Here is a 15,898-nt window from a genome sequence, read left to right as displayed (position 1 = left end):
TGAGCGAGATGAGGGCCGTTTAAAGGCCCGTAAGATTTCAAATTTATATGCTTGCTGTCAAGGAGTCCTTCATCTTACAAGTTAAAAATGAGCGTAAAATTCAAGACCCAAACCCGCATTAAGTTCCGTGACGCAGATCCGGCCCAAATCATGTACTTTGCGAATGTTTTTAGCCTTGCTCACGACGCTTTTGAGGAGTTTATTGTGTCCGCTGGCTATCGCTATGCAGAGTGGTTTAGTAAAAACGACCACCTCATCCCGATTCGTCATGCCGAAGCCGATTTTAAGGCCCCTTTTGTTCCGGGACAAACCTATGATGTGACTGCCGTGGTAGCCAGCCTTGGAACCACGTCTTTCAAGATGAAATATGACTTCACTCAAAATGATCGCTTACACTCGACGGTTTATATGGTCCATACTGTTTTGGATCCTAAAACCCAGCAGAAAATGGCACTGCCTGAAGTAATGAAAAAACGCCTGACCCCCTATGTTGAGGAAAATCATGGAAACTAAAGGTAATGAATGGTGGAGAGCCGGAGTCCAATTTCAATGTCAGGGCTCGGGCCAGTGCTGTACATCGCATGGGGAATTCGGTTTCGTCTTTTTGACTTTGGAAGATCGTAAACGCATGGCCAAGGTGCTGAAAATGCGCACCGGCGAGTTTACAAAGAAATATTGCGAGAAAACCGGCGGGGTCTATCACCTCATCGAAGAAAAAGGCAAACCAGATTGCACGTTCTTAGACGGCAAACGTTGCGGAATCTATGAAGGTCGCCCTACTCAATGCCGAACATGGCCTTTCTGGCCCGAAGTGATGGATGCTAAGTCTTGGAAAAAAGACGTCGTGGATTTCTGTCCCGGAGTCGGCAAAGGAAAAGTCTATAGCGGCGAAGAAATCGAAAAGATTCTGAACGAGCAAATCAAGAGCGAAAAAGGATTTGGCAAATGACCGATTCACAGAAGTGGATGACTTTGGTGCTCATTGCGGCTGTTGGCGGATTGTTTTATCTTTTAGCACCGATTTTGATGCCCTTTTTGGCGGCTTTTCTTTTGGCGTATCTTGGCAGTCCTTTGGTGGACCGTCTTTGCGGCTGGAAAATTCCGCGCGTGCTTTCTGTTGCAATCGTCTTTTTCGTAATCACTTTGTTTTTCCTGGGAGTGATTGGGATTTTGATTCCTGGAATTAAAAACCAAATCATTTATTTGAATACAAAAACTCCTGATTTCGTCCGTTGGCTCAACACTCAGGCTCTGCCATGGATTCAAGAGACTTTTCAAATTGATCTGAAACATCTGGATATGAGTGAAATCAACGAACTCATCGGCAGCTCGTGGCAACAAGCCGGCAGCATGGCTGGACAGGTTATTTCTAAAATCGCCGCTTCAGGAATGAACATCGTTGGTTTCTTGGCGAGTCTCGCACTGATTCCCGTACTGACTTTTTATTTGTTGCTCGATTGGCCTAAACTCGTCAGTCATATTCAAACACTTCTTCCTCGCCAAATCGAAGGCACTGTTATGGGTTTGGTCAAAGAGTGTGACGACGTTTTGAGTGCTTTCTTGCGCGGGCAATTCCTTGTGATGATCTGTTTGAGTATCGTTTACTCTTTGGGTCTTAAGGTTGTCGGTCTTGATATTGCGTTTGTCGTGGGTCTTATCGCTGGTTTAGGAAGTATCATTCCTTATTTTGGTTTCACGATTGGAATCGTGATCGCTACGATCGCAGCCATTTTCCAATTTCAAGAATGGTTGCCTGTCGTGTGGGTCTGGACTGTTTTCGGTATCGGTCAAGTCGTCGAAGGCTGGGTTTTAGTGCCTTACCTTGTTGGCAACAAAGTCGGTTTGCATCCAGTCGCTGTTATTTTTGCGATCCTAGCTGGTGGCCAGCTCTTTGGCTTTTTCGGAATGCTTCTTGCGATTCCCGTTGCTGCCGTCATCGTTGTTTTGATGAGACACGTAAGCCGCCGCTACTTCGCGAGTGACTTGTACAAATAAAAAAGGACCTGGAGGATGGCTCCAGGCCCTAAGAACACACTTCTTACTTAAGCGGAGTAAGAAACTATTACTTATTCATTAGGAACATTAACTTGTTGCCTTGTTTGATTCTGTAGCTCAAGTTTCCGTTTTCCCAAGTGTCTTCGCCGTTCACTGCAGCTACGCAAGCAGTTCTATCAGCACTCAAGAGAGTTCCGGATTCAACGAGAGTGAACAGTTGTTGAGTCGCACTCATCTTTTTACCGATGATTTTTGTGCTGGTCTCGATTTCGCAGAATTCCATGCCTGTTTCACCCGCTTTAATTGCGACAGTTTCACGTTCCATATTGTTTACGAAGAACGTGTTGCCATCTGCTGAGTAAGTCAGGATGTCAGTAAGGAAGTTTTTAGCTGGACGAGCGCGGTTGTTGCTCAATACGAATTGATCAGGATCTGTAGCACCCCAGTTGAAGCGATATTCACGCACGCAACCGTTACCATCATGCTTGTCGTAGTTCTGAGCATAACATTGGTAAACTGCTAATTTCTTCTGAGCTTTCAAAGTCGCGTCTGCTTCGTTTTTGTAATCGAGGCTGTCGCAGCGATCTGTTGGCTCAAAGAATGAATCTGGTGCGCCGGTACCAGTACCGTAGTCTACGTTCGTCGCTTCAGTTGACAAAGCAGCTGTAGTATAAACACCGTTACCGTGCTTACACGTGAACGAAGTTGCTGTTGCAGGACCAGAACCATCTGGATCTTTATTCGTGTAGTGACACTCATGACGATTGAATCCAGCGAAACCAGCTACTGCAGTGTTCGTGCAAGTATTGCCGTCTGGCTGAATAGACCAATCCATCATACGAACTGGTTTGTTCGTAGTGTCTTCCAAGCAACCACCGTCGCTGCTTTGTTCGTTAGCCCAATAGATCTTTGTACCACCTACGCCGTTGTCTGCAACAGTAGCAGGGCAAACATAAAGATTCATTGCCGTACCATTCACAGTCTTAGATTGGCTGTAACAGTTACTAACGTGGTATTGAGCTTGGGCGTCGTCCTTCATCCAGGGTTGGTTGTCAGAGTTCGCACTATTTTCAGTTCCGTCATTCAAAGATCCGAAAGTGAAATCTGCCAAAGTCATTGCTTGAGAGCCAATGCTTACAGACGGGATGTGAATACCCGCACCGAAACGCGCAGAATCACCAGTGAAACCGGTCTTGTATCCGCAAGCATGAAGAGGTTGACCGTTTGCAACTGAACCTTCCCAAATGGAAATACCATATTTGTTATTCGTGCCTACAGTTCCTTCTGTACCGTCAGCTTTACAATCGTTCTCTGTGCAACCTGCACCGGCTGTAAAATCCTTACCGCTGATTTTCACAAAGCTGAGTGACATGCCAGTTGGAACACAAGGTTCATCTCCACAAGAGAATGGAGGCGTTCCATTTGGGTCTTCCGCAGTACTGAAGCCTTCGTCCTTAAGCGCTTGTGGAAGCGAATAAGGAACTGCTGTCCAAGTGCCACTGAAGTCATAACCAGCCACTGAACCAGAGCCTTCGTCTTTATTAGCTTCTGGAATGACTGTTACTACGTCGATGCTTGCTTTACCGTCAGCGATATTCAAAGTACCGAAGTTAACAGATCCTTTCAAAGGGTAGCTGTCCATTTCAGCGTCAGCACCTGTGCTGATCGATTTTTTAGATGAATCCACGAAAGTGATGTTCGTTACCATACCCGTAGAAATCGATTTGAAAGAAGCTGCGATAACGTTTCCACTCGCACCAGGGAATGAAAGCGAGAACGATCCATCCGATCCCAATGCCACAGACTTGATTTGTGGTGGATCGGTATAAACTGTAACGTAGAACTTCAAATCGTCGTAGGTTCCAAATTTACCTACATCTGAAGCCGTCGCTTTATTGCTCATAACACTTGAAGTGGCGCCAAGCTTACCAGCGATAACTAGATCACTAGATGTCGATCCGCCACCACCTGCTCCGCTGCCTCCGCCGCCACTGCAGGCCGCAAGACTTGTTAACAATGTGCCTAATAATAGGCTCTTCCATGCATTTTTCATTCAACTCTCCTTACACGTGATTTGTTTGGTTGTTTCAATCGTTGATTAATTTTTTGTACTTAATTGTTTTTCAAAACTGCTGATATCTGTGACTAGGACACGCAGTCGTTCTTTAAGATGTTTTTCTTGTTCGCCTGCATTCTTTGAAAAAGAAGGGCTGGAAAACTCTTTCGATTTGAGACGACGCTTTTCTAGAGTCTCTAAAGCCGCGTTGATGTTCTGTCGCTCGCTGTACATTTTAAATAGCGCCGTTTGCATTTGCTGACGCTGTTGCATGACCATCATTTTTTGCATGTTTTTGATGCGTACTTGCTCAGGTTTCTTATCAATATGAATAGGCGAGCTCGCATTTTCGTGAGCATCTGTTCTTGCCAACAGGTTCGAAGCGAAAACCGTAGCTAAGCCAATAACAAGACAAGCTAAAAGATATATCCATCTATTCAAGAAGGCCTCCAACAACGTACTTTTTGTGCGAAACACTCGTACTAGGTTAAGGGACCTTGACGAACTGATTACGAAAAACAAAAAAAGTTGTCTCAAACCAGACTTAGTTGCCTCGAAATTATGCATTGTCGCGCATAGACAACTTTGGATTTGCTAACACTGTAAGCGCTTTGATTTTGTGCTTAAAAAGTAAGCTTTTAAGCCAGACGAGAAGTTATCTCATAAAGACAAAGCCAAGGCGTGAGGAGGAAGCTGTACATCGCGTACTGCGACGACGAGCAACGAAGGATTTGGCTTTATGAGATAGCTTCGAATTATAATTGAGTGCCGAGATTCGTATTTCTCAAAGCGATACGACGGAAGTTCGTCTCGGCCTCAAGCGCCGCAAGAATGCCCCATGAACTTGCACCAAATACATAGGCCCAAAAAGCTTCTTTGCTCATCTTGAGTTGATGTTTTTTTGAAAAAATACGGCCTTCACGAGTGATGGTTTGTACATACTCTCGTGAGACTTTGAATTTCTCATCGACCATCAAATGATGATGAGATTTCTGTAAGAAATTCCAGAACGCATCGAAGTCGAAATCATGTTCATCTTTGGCAAAAAGTTTTGCGGCTAGATCGCGGCACTTTTCATAGTCTTTATTCATCATCAAAAGATAGAAGTGACATTCCAATTTTAGACGATCCACGGGATATTCGATCACGCGACCGAAATCCATGACCACAACCTTGCCATCAGCGAATAAAAAGTTATCTGGATGTTGATCGGTATAAGTCAGACCGTAGCCAAAAGCGGCCTTGGTGAGACAATCAAACAGAGTTTCGGCGACAGCGTTTCGCTGACTTTGAGTCGCACGAGCGACAAAACTGTGAAAACTTTCTCCCTTGATATATTCCGTGACCATCACACGCTCACGCACAAGATCACGGTAAACATAGGGAACAATCACACCTGATTCTTCAGACCAAATATTCCTGAATTTGTCTTGGGTTGTGGCTTCAAAGTGATAGTCACATTCTTGAAGGAGAACTCGTTTTAGCTCTTCGACGATGCCATTATCATCTTTGCCAAAAAAAGACCCGAGAGTCTTCAAGAGTTCAATATTACGAAACTGTTTTTGTAATATCTCACGGATTTCAGGATGTTGAACTTTGACCGCGACCTCTTCTCCACTACGCAATTTTGCATAATGAACCTGGCCAATACTTGTAACCGCAATCGGCTTTTCTTGCCAGTAAGAGAAAATTTCTTTGAGCGGTTTACCATATTCTTCTTCAATCAGCTCTATTACCGCACCAGGTTTGCTAGGCTGGCTTCGTGACTGCAATGTCCCCAAAGCATTGCGGACTTCTAGCGGCAAACCCATTTCTAGAAAGCTTGCAAGCTGTGCGATTTTTACGGAGACCCCTTTTGAATTCCTTAAGGATTTCAAAAGTCTCTGCACAAGAATCAGCTTCAACTTCCCATTCAAATTATTCATGGAAGTAGAGTCATCAAAGTACGCTTGAACGCCACTTTTGATTTGATTCAGAGCCTCTTGAGCTTCTGGACAATCTTTGACATTGAGGGAGGACCTGATTTCTTTCAGAAGACTTTCTGTTTTAGGTGCTGAATGACCTTTGTCCGTAGTTGGCAACGCCTTTTCATAAAGCTCAATCAACTTCAAAATCGGCCCTGGAATGGGACGTGTTCCCGTCTCCCACAGCGAGATTGCACCGCTAGTAACGTGAAATTCTTTGGCCATTTCCCGTTGGGAAAGTCCCAGAGTTTCTCGCAGCATTACCATTCGTTCCGCTGGATGCAGATTCTGAGTCGTTGTCATAGCGTTGAATTATGGTGGACAAAAAATCGAAAAGAAAATAATTTTTTTTAACCACCAGACTTTCGGACACCAAGGTCGTGGACTGGCCCATGATGCTATCCCCTTGTTTTGGAAAAAACGTTGCGCTATTTTAATTTTACTTCTTACTAGAATGCGGACAACGAAATGACTTCTGAACACAATCCATCTCCAGCGGAGCGTTTGGTCTTACTACGTAAGCGCCTCAACCTTTCACAACGAGATCTCGCACAAGAATTTCAAGTTTCAAGTGGCGCTATTGCCCTTTGGGAAAAAGGCTCTAGACCCGTGCCAGGACCTATTCTCAAATTATTGGATCTTTATGAAGAGTCCGGAGAAGGCTCTCGCGAAAAACTGCAGCAACTCATTCTTTCCCAACCAGAAATCGGAGGCGAAGGAAAAGTCCTTTTCGGAGCTTTACAGACATTTCTTTCGGATCACCTTTCTTTGAACTACATCAAAGGACAAGTCCTCACAAAGTTTGCAGAGCAACTTGTGAGTCTCTTCAAAGACTCTAAGGGTCTCACGATGAAGCTGATGCAAGTTGCAAGTTACATTGAAACTGGCTTGCCAGATGAAGCTCGCTCTGCCTTTGGAGAATTCCCCGACAACAGCAAACCCAGTCCTTACTCTTCTATTAAAGAAATCATCTTCGAAGATTTAAAAATGAATCCTGAAGATCTCTTTGCTGAATGGTCGTCAACTCCGATAGCTGTGACAAGCCTTGGACAGGTTCATCGCGCACGTCTTAAAAGTGGCGAGCACGTTGCAGTCAAAATTCAGCATCCAGACATCGAAAGAACTCTTGAACACCAATTCAAAAATGTTCGCTTTATGAGTCGGCTTTTGTCTTTGTTTCAGACGTCCGACCATCCGATCATTGAAGATATTAAAGAACGTATTCAAGGCGAGTGCGACTATATCAACGAAGCCTATCAGCAAAAACGCTTTAGAAATGTTTTCGAAGATGACCCTCAGATTGTCATTCCTGCGGTCTATTCCGAATATTGTTCAAAGCGAGTTATCACAACCGAATTTATTCAAGGCCTGTCTTATAAAGAGTTTTTAAAAAAGGGAACTCCACGCCAGAAAAGTGACGCGGGGGTGATCGTTCATCGTTTCTTAGCGCGGTCCTCTGTACAAACAGGCTTGCTGCACGCTGATCCACATCCAGGAAACTATATCTTTATGGACGGGAAAGTAGCCTTCTTGGATTTTGGTCGAATTGTTGAGTACAACGGCGAGCGCTTCCAAATGGAAAAAACATTTTTGCATGCGTTCCTTACAGATAATCTCGCACTTGCAAAATCTTTGATGATTAAAATGGACTCTATTGATGATCCCGAAAATTTTGACTTCCCAGAACTCTGGAACTTTTTAGAGCGCCAGCAAACTCACTACATGAGAAATCAAAACTTCAAATTCAGTCGCGACCATCTACAGCGTTTAGCATCGGATGCACGACGCTTCTCAGGACGTAAGCAACTTAAGATGGACAAATGGTTCTTCTGGGCTTTTTTCATCAGCAATAGTGGCTTTAGTGTCCTTGCGGATTTTGAATCCGAAGCTAATTGGCGCCAAGAAGTGATGAAATTGTTTTAAAAAAGGCTGCGGATAGCGCAGCCTTTTTCCATTTTAGTTGCGAGACAAAAACTTACAGAGACTTACTGTATAGCTAGGATGGATCTCAGCCGAAGCCTCAATCACTCTTCCAGGGCGCACTTTGCGATCTATACGTACTTGCACCTCTTCCGGCATACTATCACCTGTCATTCTATCCGCGATAAAAACCACATACTTCATATCCAGAGTGCGGTTTTTATGATTTTCAAGAGTGCACTTATACTCCCAACCACGCACATGAGAGACTTTACCGTAGTGGCTATCAAGACCAATAAATGCGCTTGCAGATACAGCCACCGCTGTCGTTACCAAAAACAAAAACGCTTTCACCGAGAACCTCCATCTAAATGTTGTAAAACAACTTTTAGAAAACTCTCTGAAGAACGGTCAAGAAATGGCCAAGGCTTTGTCAAATTGAATACTTCCAGCGCAATCTTTAGAAAATTCCAAGAAGGATTTTGACGGAATCTTCTATCCAAGCGTCGAATGAAAACGCTTGAAGCTGTACCAAACCACGACGATCGCCATCACGATAAGCACACCCAGATGGTACAGAATGACTTCGAGGTCTCCACCCTTCAGCATGATATTTCTGAGCATCTCTAAAAAGTGCGTGAGTGGATTGATGTGAGCCAGGAACTTCATCCACCCCGGCATATTCTCAAGCGGAAACATTAATCCTGATAACTGGACTGCTGGAAATAAAAACAAAAAACCTGCCATCATAGATTGTTGCTGAGTTTTGGTAATTGTTGAAATCAATGTGCCTATCGAAACCGTAACACAGACAAATACCAGTGAAGCTAAAAGTAAAACCAAGAAAGATCCACGCATAGGAACACCAAAACCTAGGATGGCGACTCCTAAAATTAAAGGGATATTGCTTAATCCCAAAATCACATACGGCAAAGTTTTACCCAAGATAATCTCTTGCGGTTTTACCGGCGCAGAAATGAGCATTTCAAACGTGCCACTTTCCTTTTCTTTAGAGACTGACATACTCGTCAGCAGAATCGTGATCAAACAAATCAACATACTCATTACACCCGGTACCATGAATACCGCTGTACGCATTGTCGGGTTATAAAAAATCCGCATATCAAACACGATTGGTGATGGCGGCTTATCCAAACGCATCTCTTTGAGTGCTACCGGCGGCAGAATTCCTTTGATATAAGCTTCAACGCTCTGAGCTCTAAGTACATTGCTGGCGTTCACCAAAAGCTGAACTCGGCCCTCGCCTCTTTCTAATGCGTTTGTAAGTCCTTCTGGTGGAGGAACTAAAACCGCATCTGCTTCTCCGCTTTGAATTTGTAGATAAGGATCCACATGTTTTGTGTTCGCTGGAATAAACCAGCCAGAACTTAAGGCTCGCTGATAAGTTTCTTGCAGAACGCGGTCATTGTGGGTCGAAACCATAGATAGACGAATATTTTTGACCTCACTAGAAAGGGCGACGCCAAAAAGGGTCATCTGCAGAACCGGAGCCGCAAAAAGCATGATCCGCATACGAGGGTCTCGCAGAGCCTGGACAAATTCTTTCTTAATGAAACCAAGAAGCGTTGGGTTTATTTTCATGGCTCTAAATCCTTCTTAAATTTGCAGACTGCCACAGTAACCATTACCAAACAAATCACTAAGAGTGCAGCAAAGGGAACCGCTAACTCTACAAGGCCCGCCCCTTTTAGGAAAACATCTCGGGAAATAATCATGTACCAACGAGCCGGTAAAATAGACGTGAAGTAATAAAAGAACTTCGGCATGCTCTCGACAGGAAAAATGAAACCCGAAAGCAGCAAGGACGGCAAAAGCCCCGACATCATTGAAAACTGCATCGCAATCTGCTGTCTGCGTGTCAGCACTGAAATCAATAAGCCCTGAGCCAAATAAGTTGCTAAGAATAGTAAAGTTCCCAAGACAAAAACAAAATGGTTTCCACGGAATGGAACTTCGAAAAATATCCGGGCCGTCAAATAGACAAAGACGACTCCGCCCAAAGCTAAAAATAAATACGGCAGAATTTTTCCTAAGATAATTTCAATGGGCTTTGCTGGCGTGGTCAGAAGCATTTCCATAGAGCCGTTTTCCCACTCGCGCGCGACAGTCAAAGCCGTTAGAAGGATGGATAGAATCGAAAGTACAACCACCATCAGTCCTGGCACGACAAACCAACGACTGTTCAATTCAGGATTGTACAGAAATCGTGTTTGAATATCGACGGGTTGGGGAAATTCCATTTGCAGAATTTTTTCCGCCGAAGTCTTTTGAATTGCTCCGAGATAGCCCATCACGCTGCCGATCGTAGAGTTGTCGGATCCATCTAAGAGTGTTTGCGCATGGGCCTCGCGTCCAGAGCGCAGCAGATACTCAAACCGTGGTGGAATGATCAGGGCTGCACGCGTGTTTTCGGACTGAACTTTTTCAAGAGCCTCTGCCTGACTATAGACCGGAGAGATCACAAAATAATTTGAACTTCCCAAAGTCTCTATTAGTTGCCGAGAAGACTGGGTGCGATCCCCGTCAAAGACGGCAATGGGAATGTTTTTGACGTTAAACTCAATAGCCAGACCGAACAAAGTTGTCAGCATCACCGGAAATAGCAAAGCCATGGCGATCGTGAAGGGGTCACGAAAAATGTGAAAGAACTCTTTACGAGCCATGGCTATGATACGCGACCAGTTCATCGGGTTTTCCCCTCTACTAGTCTGATAAATACATCTTCCAAGGTTGGCGCAATTTCTTGATAGCTAAAAAGCTTTCCATCTTGCTGCAAAAACTTCTGCCAGCTTGCTCGGTCTTTAGGTAACGCGTGATATTGCAGCCCATGGGGCTCAAACGACTCAAAAAGACCGCTGCGTTTGATTTCTTCAACCTTGCTATAAGGAATATTTTCCGAGGTTTTCAGTTCATAAAGCGGATCCGGAAATACCTGTTTCTTTAGTTGCGCAGGACTGTCTAGTGCGATCAGCTCTCCGGTTCGCATCAGTGCGATGCGGTCACACTGCTCTACCTCATCCATATAGTGAGAAGTCACAAAGACAGTTTTGTTTTTTTTAGCTAGCTCCTTAATCAGGCTCCAGAACTTCGCACGCACTGCAGAGGTGACTCCTGCCGTAGGCTCGTCCAGGAAGATGATCTCGGGATCATGCAAAAGAGATCCCACCAAAGCCATTTGCTGTTTCATTCCACCAGGGAGGTCGCGAACCGTGGTGTCGGTCTTCTTATGAAAAGAAACGAAGTCAAAAAGCTCGTTCTTGCGAGTTTCAAAAAGATCTTTAGGAATTTTGCGAAGGCTTGCGATAAAAGACAAATTCTCTTCAACAGTCATGTCGTCATAAAGAGTGAACTTCTGAGACATATAGCCGACCTTGGACTTAATTCGGTCAATGCTATTCGCATCCGTTAAAGGTATTCCAGCGACGGCAACTTCACCTTGTTTAGGAACCAAAAGGCCGCACAAAACCCGAATCGTTGTGGTTTTGCCAGCCCCGTTCGCACCTAGAAATCCAAAGACTTCTCCACGGGGTACTTCGAAGGTTATATTGTTCACTGCCTTGAAGTCACCAAACTGTACTACTAAGTTTTTAACTTGAACTGCGGAACTCATGGTGCCGCCCTTCTTAAAAACAACTCATCAAAGCTACGAACGCCTTCATTTTGTAAAAGCTCCCGGGGAATACCTTCAGCAATCAACTTTCCGTTTTCAATTAAATGGGCACGAGCACAACGTTCGGCTTCATCTAAATAGGCCGTCGCAATAATGATTAATATATTTTGTCCAGCAAGACTGTATAGCAGGTCCCAGAACTCTCGCCGGCTGATGGGGTCGACTCCATTGGTAGGTTCATCCAAAAAGATCACCTGCGGCGAACGTAAAAGCGCGCACATCAATCCCAGCTTCTTGTACATACCACCGGAAAGTTTTCCTGCCGGGCGATCTACGAAATCTTTCAGACGCGTAATTTGAAGAAGATTCTCGCGGCGACTTTCATAGACGTCTTGCGGGATCGAGTACATTTCACGGAAAAACTCTAAGTGCTCATCAATGGACAGATCTGCATAAAGACTCTGTTGCTGGGGCATGTAGGCAATACTGGGACTTATTTCTGGAAACGCGACGCTTTGCCCATCTTTGAAATAGGTCACAGTCCCCTGATCCTGCTTGAGAAGTTTTAAGAGTGTGCGGATCAAAGTAGTTTTGCCAGCACCTTCGGGACCGATCAAACCGTGCATAAGTCCCGCTTCAAAATTCATAGAAACGCCGGCCAACGCTTGGTTAGGTCCCAATTTTTTAAAGACATTAGCAATCTGAATTCCTATGCCTTTAGAGTCCATGTTTATTCCTTGGGAAGACGTACTTCCAAAGTCATTCCTGGTTTTAAAATCTCTTCTTGGTTATTGAATGTAATCTTGATGCCAAAGACCAAACGAGTTCTCTCCTCGCGGGTTTGAACATTTTTAGGTGTGAACTCGGCCTCTTCGTTGATGTGAGTGATCACACCGGTAAACTCGCGGTTTTTCATCTCTGGCAAAGCGGCCGTTAAAGATTGGCCGACTCTTAACTTTGCCAGCATATCGTGCGGAACGTAAATATAGGCGTAAATATCCTGAAGGTTCGCCATCGTGAAGAGTCTAGATCCTGGATTCACCATTTCTCCGACTTCGTGATATTTATTCAGAACAGTGCCATTCAGAGGAGCTTTGATCTGACACCAAGAAAGTTTTAAGTCGACATCTTGTTTTCTATTTAGCATCTGATCATAAGCCTCTTTGGCTTCGGAGCCTTGGCGATAAAGTCGCAAAGCTCTATCATAGTTCTGACCAGCAATTCCCGCCGCCAACTTGAAGTCTTCGCAATCAAGATCCATCAAGACTTGGCCCTGCTGAACCTTGTCACCTTCATTGACAGTCCGGCTTGCAATCACCGATGTCACTCGCGCTGAAATATCGACTTTCGTAGCTTCTAATGTGCCAGCATAAAGAAACTCTGAGGGAAAGACATAGTATTTGATAGCTATGCCTACGACTATCAGAACCAATATGACTACAGGAATAAGCTTTTTGTTTTTCATCGTCGTTGATCCTCTGCCTGACTTGCTAAGTACTCAAGATTGGCATTTTGTTCTAAAATTTGATGATCAATTTCAGCGGCATTCACTTGAGATTCCAACAATCGGAAATTTGCAGATTGCACATCCAAAAAGCGTACACGCCCACTTCGATAAGCCTGATAAGTGAGTTTTTCAATTTCGTGGGACTGTTTGACGGTCTGCTGATTAATCTTTTGCTGACGTTTCAAATTCTCAAGACCATCTTGGATTTTTCTCCAGTCCTTTTGAAAATCCACTTGTCTTTGCTGGCGTTGAAAGTCCGAAGCTAAGGCCTCGCTGTTTCTCTGTGAAACCTGATTCGGAGTTAGATTTCCTTCAAACAGTGGAAAGACCAGGTTGACTCCTAAAGTATTTTGCCAAGCTTGCTCCGGAATCACCAAGTTCGGATATATCCACTGAGCCTTTGCCTGCAATTGAAGAAGGGGCCAGTATCCACCCTTTGCACTTTCTGCTGCCTGCTGAGAAGCCTGAGTGATTTTTTCCAACGAAACAAGCTCTGGATGATTAAGTGCAGGCTCGTTGCCAGTTCGGCCCAAAACTTTCTCGAGACTCTTTTCAGGAGTATCCAATTGAACAACAAGGGAAGGGCTTTCGACGCCTGCTGGAATATTGCGTGTAAGTTCGTTCGGAATCGGCCGAGAGGTATCTAACGTTTCGCCTCCTCCGGTCAAAGAAAACAAATCACGCAATGCGCGGCCTAAATCGCCTTGAGCTTGATTGAACCGCATTTGGTAGCTCAGCATATCTTTGTTAGCTGAAACCTGATCCAAACGGCTTGAAGCTCCGGCTCTAAAACGGACATCAATATCGTGACTCTGAGCTTGGGCCAATTTCAACGCATCCGCAGTCAGCATCAAGGATTTTAATGCTAGCTGCACGCGGAAGTAAGAGACTCGCAAATTCAGACGAAGCTGAGCTTGGCGTGCTTGATAGTCGGCTCTTCGCGCTTCATTTACCGCTAGGAAACTTTCAAAGTTATTCCGACTTTGTCCCCCGTCAAAAAGAGTGTACGAAAGAACGGGGCCTATAAAATAGTTGTTATGAGTTCCGAATTTAATGGTGCCCACAGGTCCCATGTCTGCTTCAGGCACATTACTTTGATAATAGTAGGTGCCATCAAGACTTATACGCGGCCACAAAAAGGACTTCGACACCATTGCTTGTGAAGCTGCGGCCTCGCTCGAGGCTTGGGCACTCTTTAAGGCTGGTGAGGTTCGAAATGCCTGCTCTTCCGCCTGCTCCAGCGTAAGACTAAAAACCTGTGCATGAGCCTCGAATTGAAAGAATAAAATCGCTCCTAAAAGCCATTTCATATTTTCCTCTTAGTTTTTGGCGATACCCGGGCAAGACCGCGCAAAGCCATCTCTACTCTTTGCTCTAAGGCCGCATCACTCAAAACGGCTTTGTCGATCTCTAGAGGAATTTTCCCTCCACGACCCATGCGATCTAAGTGACCTGCAATCACGTTTGGAAGATTGACCGAAGCCATCAGAAAGCTTACCGCCTGAGCCATAGGCATAGATTCGAAGACACCGTCTTTTTGCCCGCGCTGAATAACTTCCATAAATGGCTTCACATGTCGGCCAATATTTTCACGTACAAATCCCGTCGCAATCTCTTCTTTGTTCAACAAATCGCCAAACAACGACGCCAGCAACTTACGGTTGTCGCGCGAAAACCGTGCCATAGACAACAGCAGACCTCTGAGTGCCTCTTCAGGATCTTGTTCTTTCTCGTAGATAAGACTGAAGGACTTGAAGAACTCTTCATAAATATTCTCGAAGACACGCTTTATAAATTCGTTTTTAGTCTTAAAGTGATAGTGAAACATGCCCAAGTTCACGTCTGCTTTTTTTGCTACTTGGCGCAGATTCAATCCCGCAGTTCCAACTTGCGGAATCAGTTCTTTGGCGGCCTTAATCAGGCGCAAATCGGTATTCGTGGTAGGTCGGCTCATAGCTTAATATTTATACATCTGTATAATAATAGTCAATTGTAATTATACAAACGTATAATAATGAGAAAAAGGTCCTGCCTACTACTCTTTAGGCGAAGGTAAAATCTCGACCGAGTTTTTCTTAGCAAATTCACGAACTTTTTTTATATCACCGTTTTTTTCGATTTTTCGTAGGCCCGACTTCAATCGCTCCGCTAAGATACGAGCGGTGTCTTTGCGCAAACTAATGCCCAGATAAAGAGGGGCTTTTGCTATGACCTCTCCAACTTCAACTTTGTCATGAATGCTTTTTAGATCTCCCGATAACAAATATAGTACGACCGCTTTGTCTAGAACGCCGAAGTCAACCCTACCACCACTGACCATTAACAATCCCAAGCGATCATCCGGAGCATATTCAATTCGCAAAACCGGCAGTCTTGTAATGGTATCGGGATATGCGTAGTTTTGTACCAGCCCCATCGTGTATTGACTTACAGTTTTACGATCAAAGACAAATTTACTTCCTTTGCGTTTGATAACAGCCAATTGATTTTGAGTCAGTGGGACAGAATACAAAAAGTAGCGTTCTCTTTCAGGCGAGTGCCAAATACCAAGTATTGCATCATACTGGCCATTTTGAGTTTCCAAAAACCCCCTCTGCCAGGGCAATGAAACGAACTCAACCTTGCACCCCTCTGCCAGAAGCGCAGTTTCCACCAACTTATTGACCACCCCCCCATCATTAGCATTTTCGCTCTGATAGGGAGGATATCCTGTCGTGACAAGTCTTACGGGTGTTGTCTTGCAAAACACATTCTGCGCGTCCGCCTGAGGGCTGATCCAAAAAAGTGTTGCAAGGATAAAGAACAAAGAAGACATACCCTACGTT

Annotated in this window: 16 protein-coding genes; 4 read left to right on the top strand and 12 right to left on the bottom strand. The window is 44.6% G+C overall.

What is annotated here, in order from left to right:
- The first annotated feature begins 87 nt into the window (after positions 1 to 87).
- From ACLWBB_RS02665 to ACLWBB_RS02655, 3 genes are read left to right on the top strand one after another with little or no spacing between them, the layout of a single operon-like run.
- Positions 88 to 513, top strand: coding sequence for an acyl-CoA thioesterase (locus ACLWBB_RS02665; protein ID WP_413290009.1), 426 nt, complete (start codon positions 88 to 90; stop codon positions 511 to 513).
- The gene (locus ACLWBB_RS02660) at positions 503 to 949 is read left to right on the top strand and encodes a YkgJ family cysteine cluster protein (RefSeq protein ID WP_413290008.1); all 447 of its coding nucleotides are present in this window, start codon (positions 503 to 505) and stop codon (positions 947 to 949) included. Before ACLWBB_RS02665 ends, ACLWBB_RS02660 begins: the two co-directional genes overlap by 11 nt.
- Positions 946 to 1,995 carry an AI-2E family transporter gene (locus ACLWBB_RS02655; protein WP_413290007.1) on the top strand — a complete coding sequence of 350 codons (1,050 nt, stop codon included), beginning with the start codon at positions 946 to 948 and terminating at the stop codon, positions 1,993 to 1,995. Before ACLWBB_RS02660 ends, ACLWBB_RS02655 begins: the two co-directional genes overlap by 4 nt.
- A 67-nt stretch (positions 1,996 to 2,062) precedes the next feature.
- On the opposite strand, the gene ACLWBB_RS02650 is transcribed toward ACLWBB_RS02655, so the two are convergent.
- From ACLWBB_RS02650 to ACLWBB_RS02640, 3 genes are all read right to left on the bottom strand, one after another.
- The gene (locus ACLWBB_RS02650; RefSeq protein WP_413290006.1) at positions 2,063 to 4,048 is read right to left on the bottom strand and encodes a hypothetical protein; all 1,986 of its coding nucleotides are present in this window, start codon (positions 4,046 to 4,048) and stop codon (positions 2,063 to 2,065) included.
- Between the two features lie 45 nt (positions 4,049 to 4,093).
- The gene (locus ACLWBB_RS02645; RefSeq protein ID WP_413290005.1) at positions 4,094 to 4,492 is read right to left on the bottom strand and encodes a hypothetical protein; all 399 of its coding nucleotides are present in this window, start codon (positions 4,490 to 4,492) and stop codon (positions 4,094 to 4,096) included.
- A 314-nt stretch (positions 4,493 to 4,806) separates the two neighbouring features.
- The gene (locus ACLWBB_RS02640; protein ID WP_413290004.1) at positions 4,807 to 6,318 is read right to left on the bottom strand and encodes an AarF/UbiB family protein; all 1,512 of its coding nucleotides are present in this window, start codon (positions 6,316 to 6,318) and stop codon (positions 4,807 to 4,809) included.
- 165 nt (positions 6,319 to 6,483) lie between these two features.
- Here ACLWBB_RS02640 and ACLWBB_RS02635 point away from each other — a divergent pair, with 165 nt between their 5' ends.
- Positions 6,484 to 7,938 (top strand): AarF/UbiB family protein, encoded by a 1,455-nt coding sequence (locus ACLWBB_RS02635; protein WP_413290003.1) that lies wholly within the window; start codon positions 6,484 to 6,486, stop codon positions 7,936 to 7,938.
- A gap of 33 nt (positions 7,939 to 7,971) precedes the next feature.
- On the opposite strand, the gene ACLWBB_RS02630 is transcribed toward ACLWBB_RS02635, so the two are convergent.
- The 9 genes from ACLWBB_RS02630 to ACLWBB_RS02590 form a co-directional block, all read right to left on the bottom strand.
- A complete protein-coding gene (locus ACLWBB_RS02630) occupies positions 7,972 to 8,289 on the bottom strand; it encodes a hypothetical protein (RefSeq protein WP_413290002.1) in 318 nt (105 codons plus the stop codon).
- A gap of 141 nt (positions 8,290 to 8,430) precedes the next feature.
- Positions 8,431 to 9,537, bottom strand: a complete 1,107-nt coding sequence (locus ACLWBB_RS02625) for an ABC transporter permease (protein WP_413290001.1) — start codon at positions 9,535 to 9,537, stop codon at positions 8,431 to 8,433.
- The gene (locus tag ACLWBB_RS02620; protein ID WP_413290000.1) at positions 9,534 to 10,643 is read right to left on the bottom strand and encodes an ABC transporter permease; all 1,110 of its coding nucleotides are present in this window, start codon (positions 10,641 to 10,643) and stop codon (positions 9,534 to 9,536) included. Before ACLWBB_RS02620 ends, ACLWBB_RS02625 begins: the two co-directional genes overlap by 4 nt.
- Entirely contained in the window at positions 10,640 to 11,566 is a 927-nt protein-coding gene (locus ACLWBB_RS02615; RefSeq protein WP_413289999.1) for an ATP-binding cassette domain-containing protein, read from the bottom strand. The genes ACLWBB_RS02620 and ACLWBB_RS02615 overlap by 4 nt, the downstream gene beginning before the upstream one ends.
- Positions 11,563 to 12,294 carry an ABC transporter ATP-binding protein gene (locus ACLWBB_RS02610; protein WP_413289998.1) on the bottom strand — a complete coding sequence of 244 codons (732 nt, stop codon included), beginning with the start codon at positions 12,292 to 12,294 and terminating at the stop codon, positions 11,563 to 11,565. The genes ACLWBB_RS02615 and ACLWBB_RS02610 overlap by 4 nt, the downstream gene beginning before the upstream one ends.
- A gap of 2 nt (positions 12,295 to 12,296) precedes the next feature.
- Positions 12,297 to 13,031, bottom strand: coding sequence for an efflux RND transporter periplasmic adaptor subunit (locus ACLWBB_RS02605; protein ID WP_413289997.1), 735 nt, complete (start codon positions 13,029 to 13,031; stop codon positions 12,297 to 12,299).
- Entirely contained in the window at positions 13,028 to 14,383 is a 1,356-nt protein-coding gene (locus ACLWBB_RS02600; RefSeq protein WP_413289996.1) for a TolC family protein, read from the bottom strand. Before ACLWBB_RS02600 ends, ACLWBB_RS02605 begins: the two co-directional genes overlap by 4 nt.
- Positions 14,380 to 15,027 (bottom strand): TetR/AcrR family transcriptional regulator, encoded by a 648-nt coding sequence (locus tag ACLWBB_RS02595; RefSeq protein WP_413289995.1) that lies wholly within the window; start codon positions 15,025 to 15,027, stop codon positions 14,380 to 14,382. The genes ACLWBB_RS02600 and ACLWBB_RS02595 overlap by 4 nt, the downstream gene beginning before the upstream one ends.
- An 81-nt stretch (positions 15,028 to 15,108) precedes the next feature.
- Positions 15,109 to 15,888 carry a substrate-binding periplasmic protein gene (locus ACLWBB_RS02590; protein WP_413289994.1) on the bottom strand — a complete coding sequence of 260 codons (780 nt, stop codon included), beginning with the start codon at positions 15,886 to 15,888 and terminating at the stop codon, positions 15,109 to 15,111.
- Between the last annotated feature and the right edge of the window lie 10 nt (positions 15,889 to 15,898).

It is taken from the genome of Bdellovibrio sp. HCB337 (assembly GCF_047302465.1).
In the GTDB taxonomy this organism is placed as follows: Bacteria; Bdellovibrionota; Bdellovibrionia; order Bdellovibrionales; family Bdellovibrionaceae; genus JACMRP01.
This window is presented reverse-complemented; position numbering and strand designations above follow the sequence as displayed.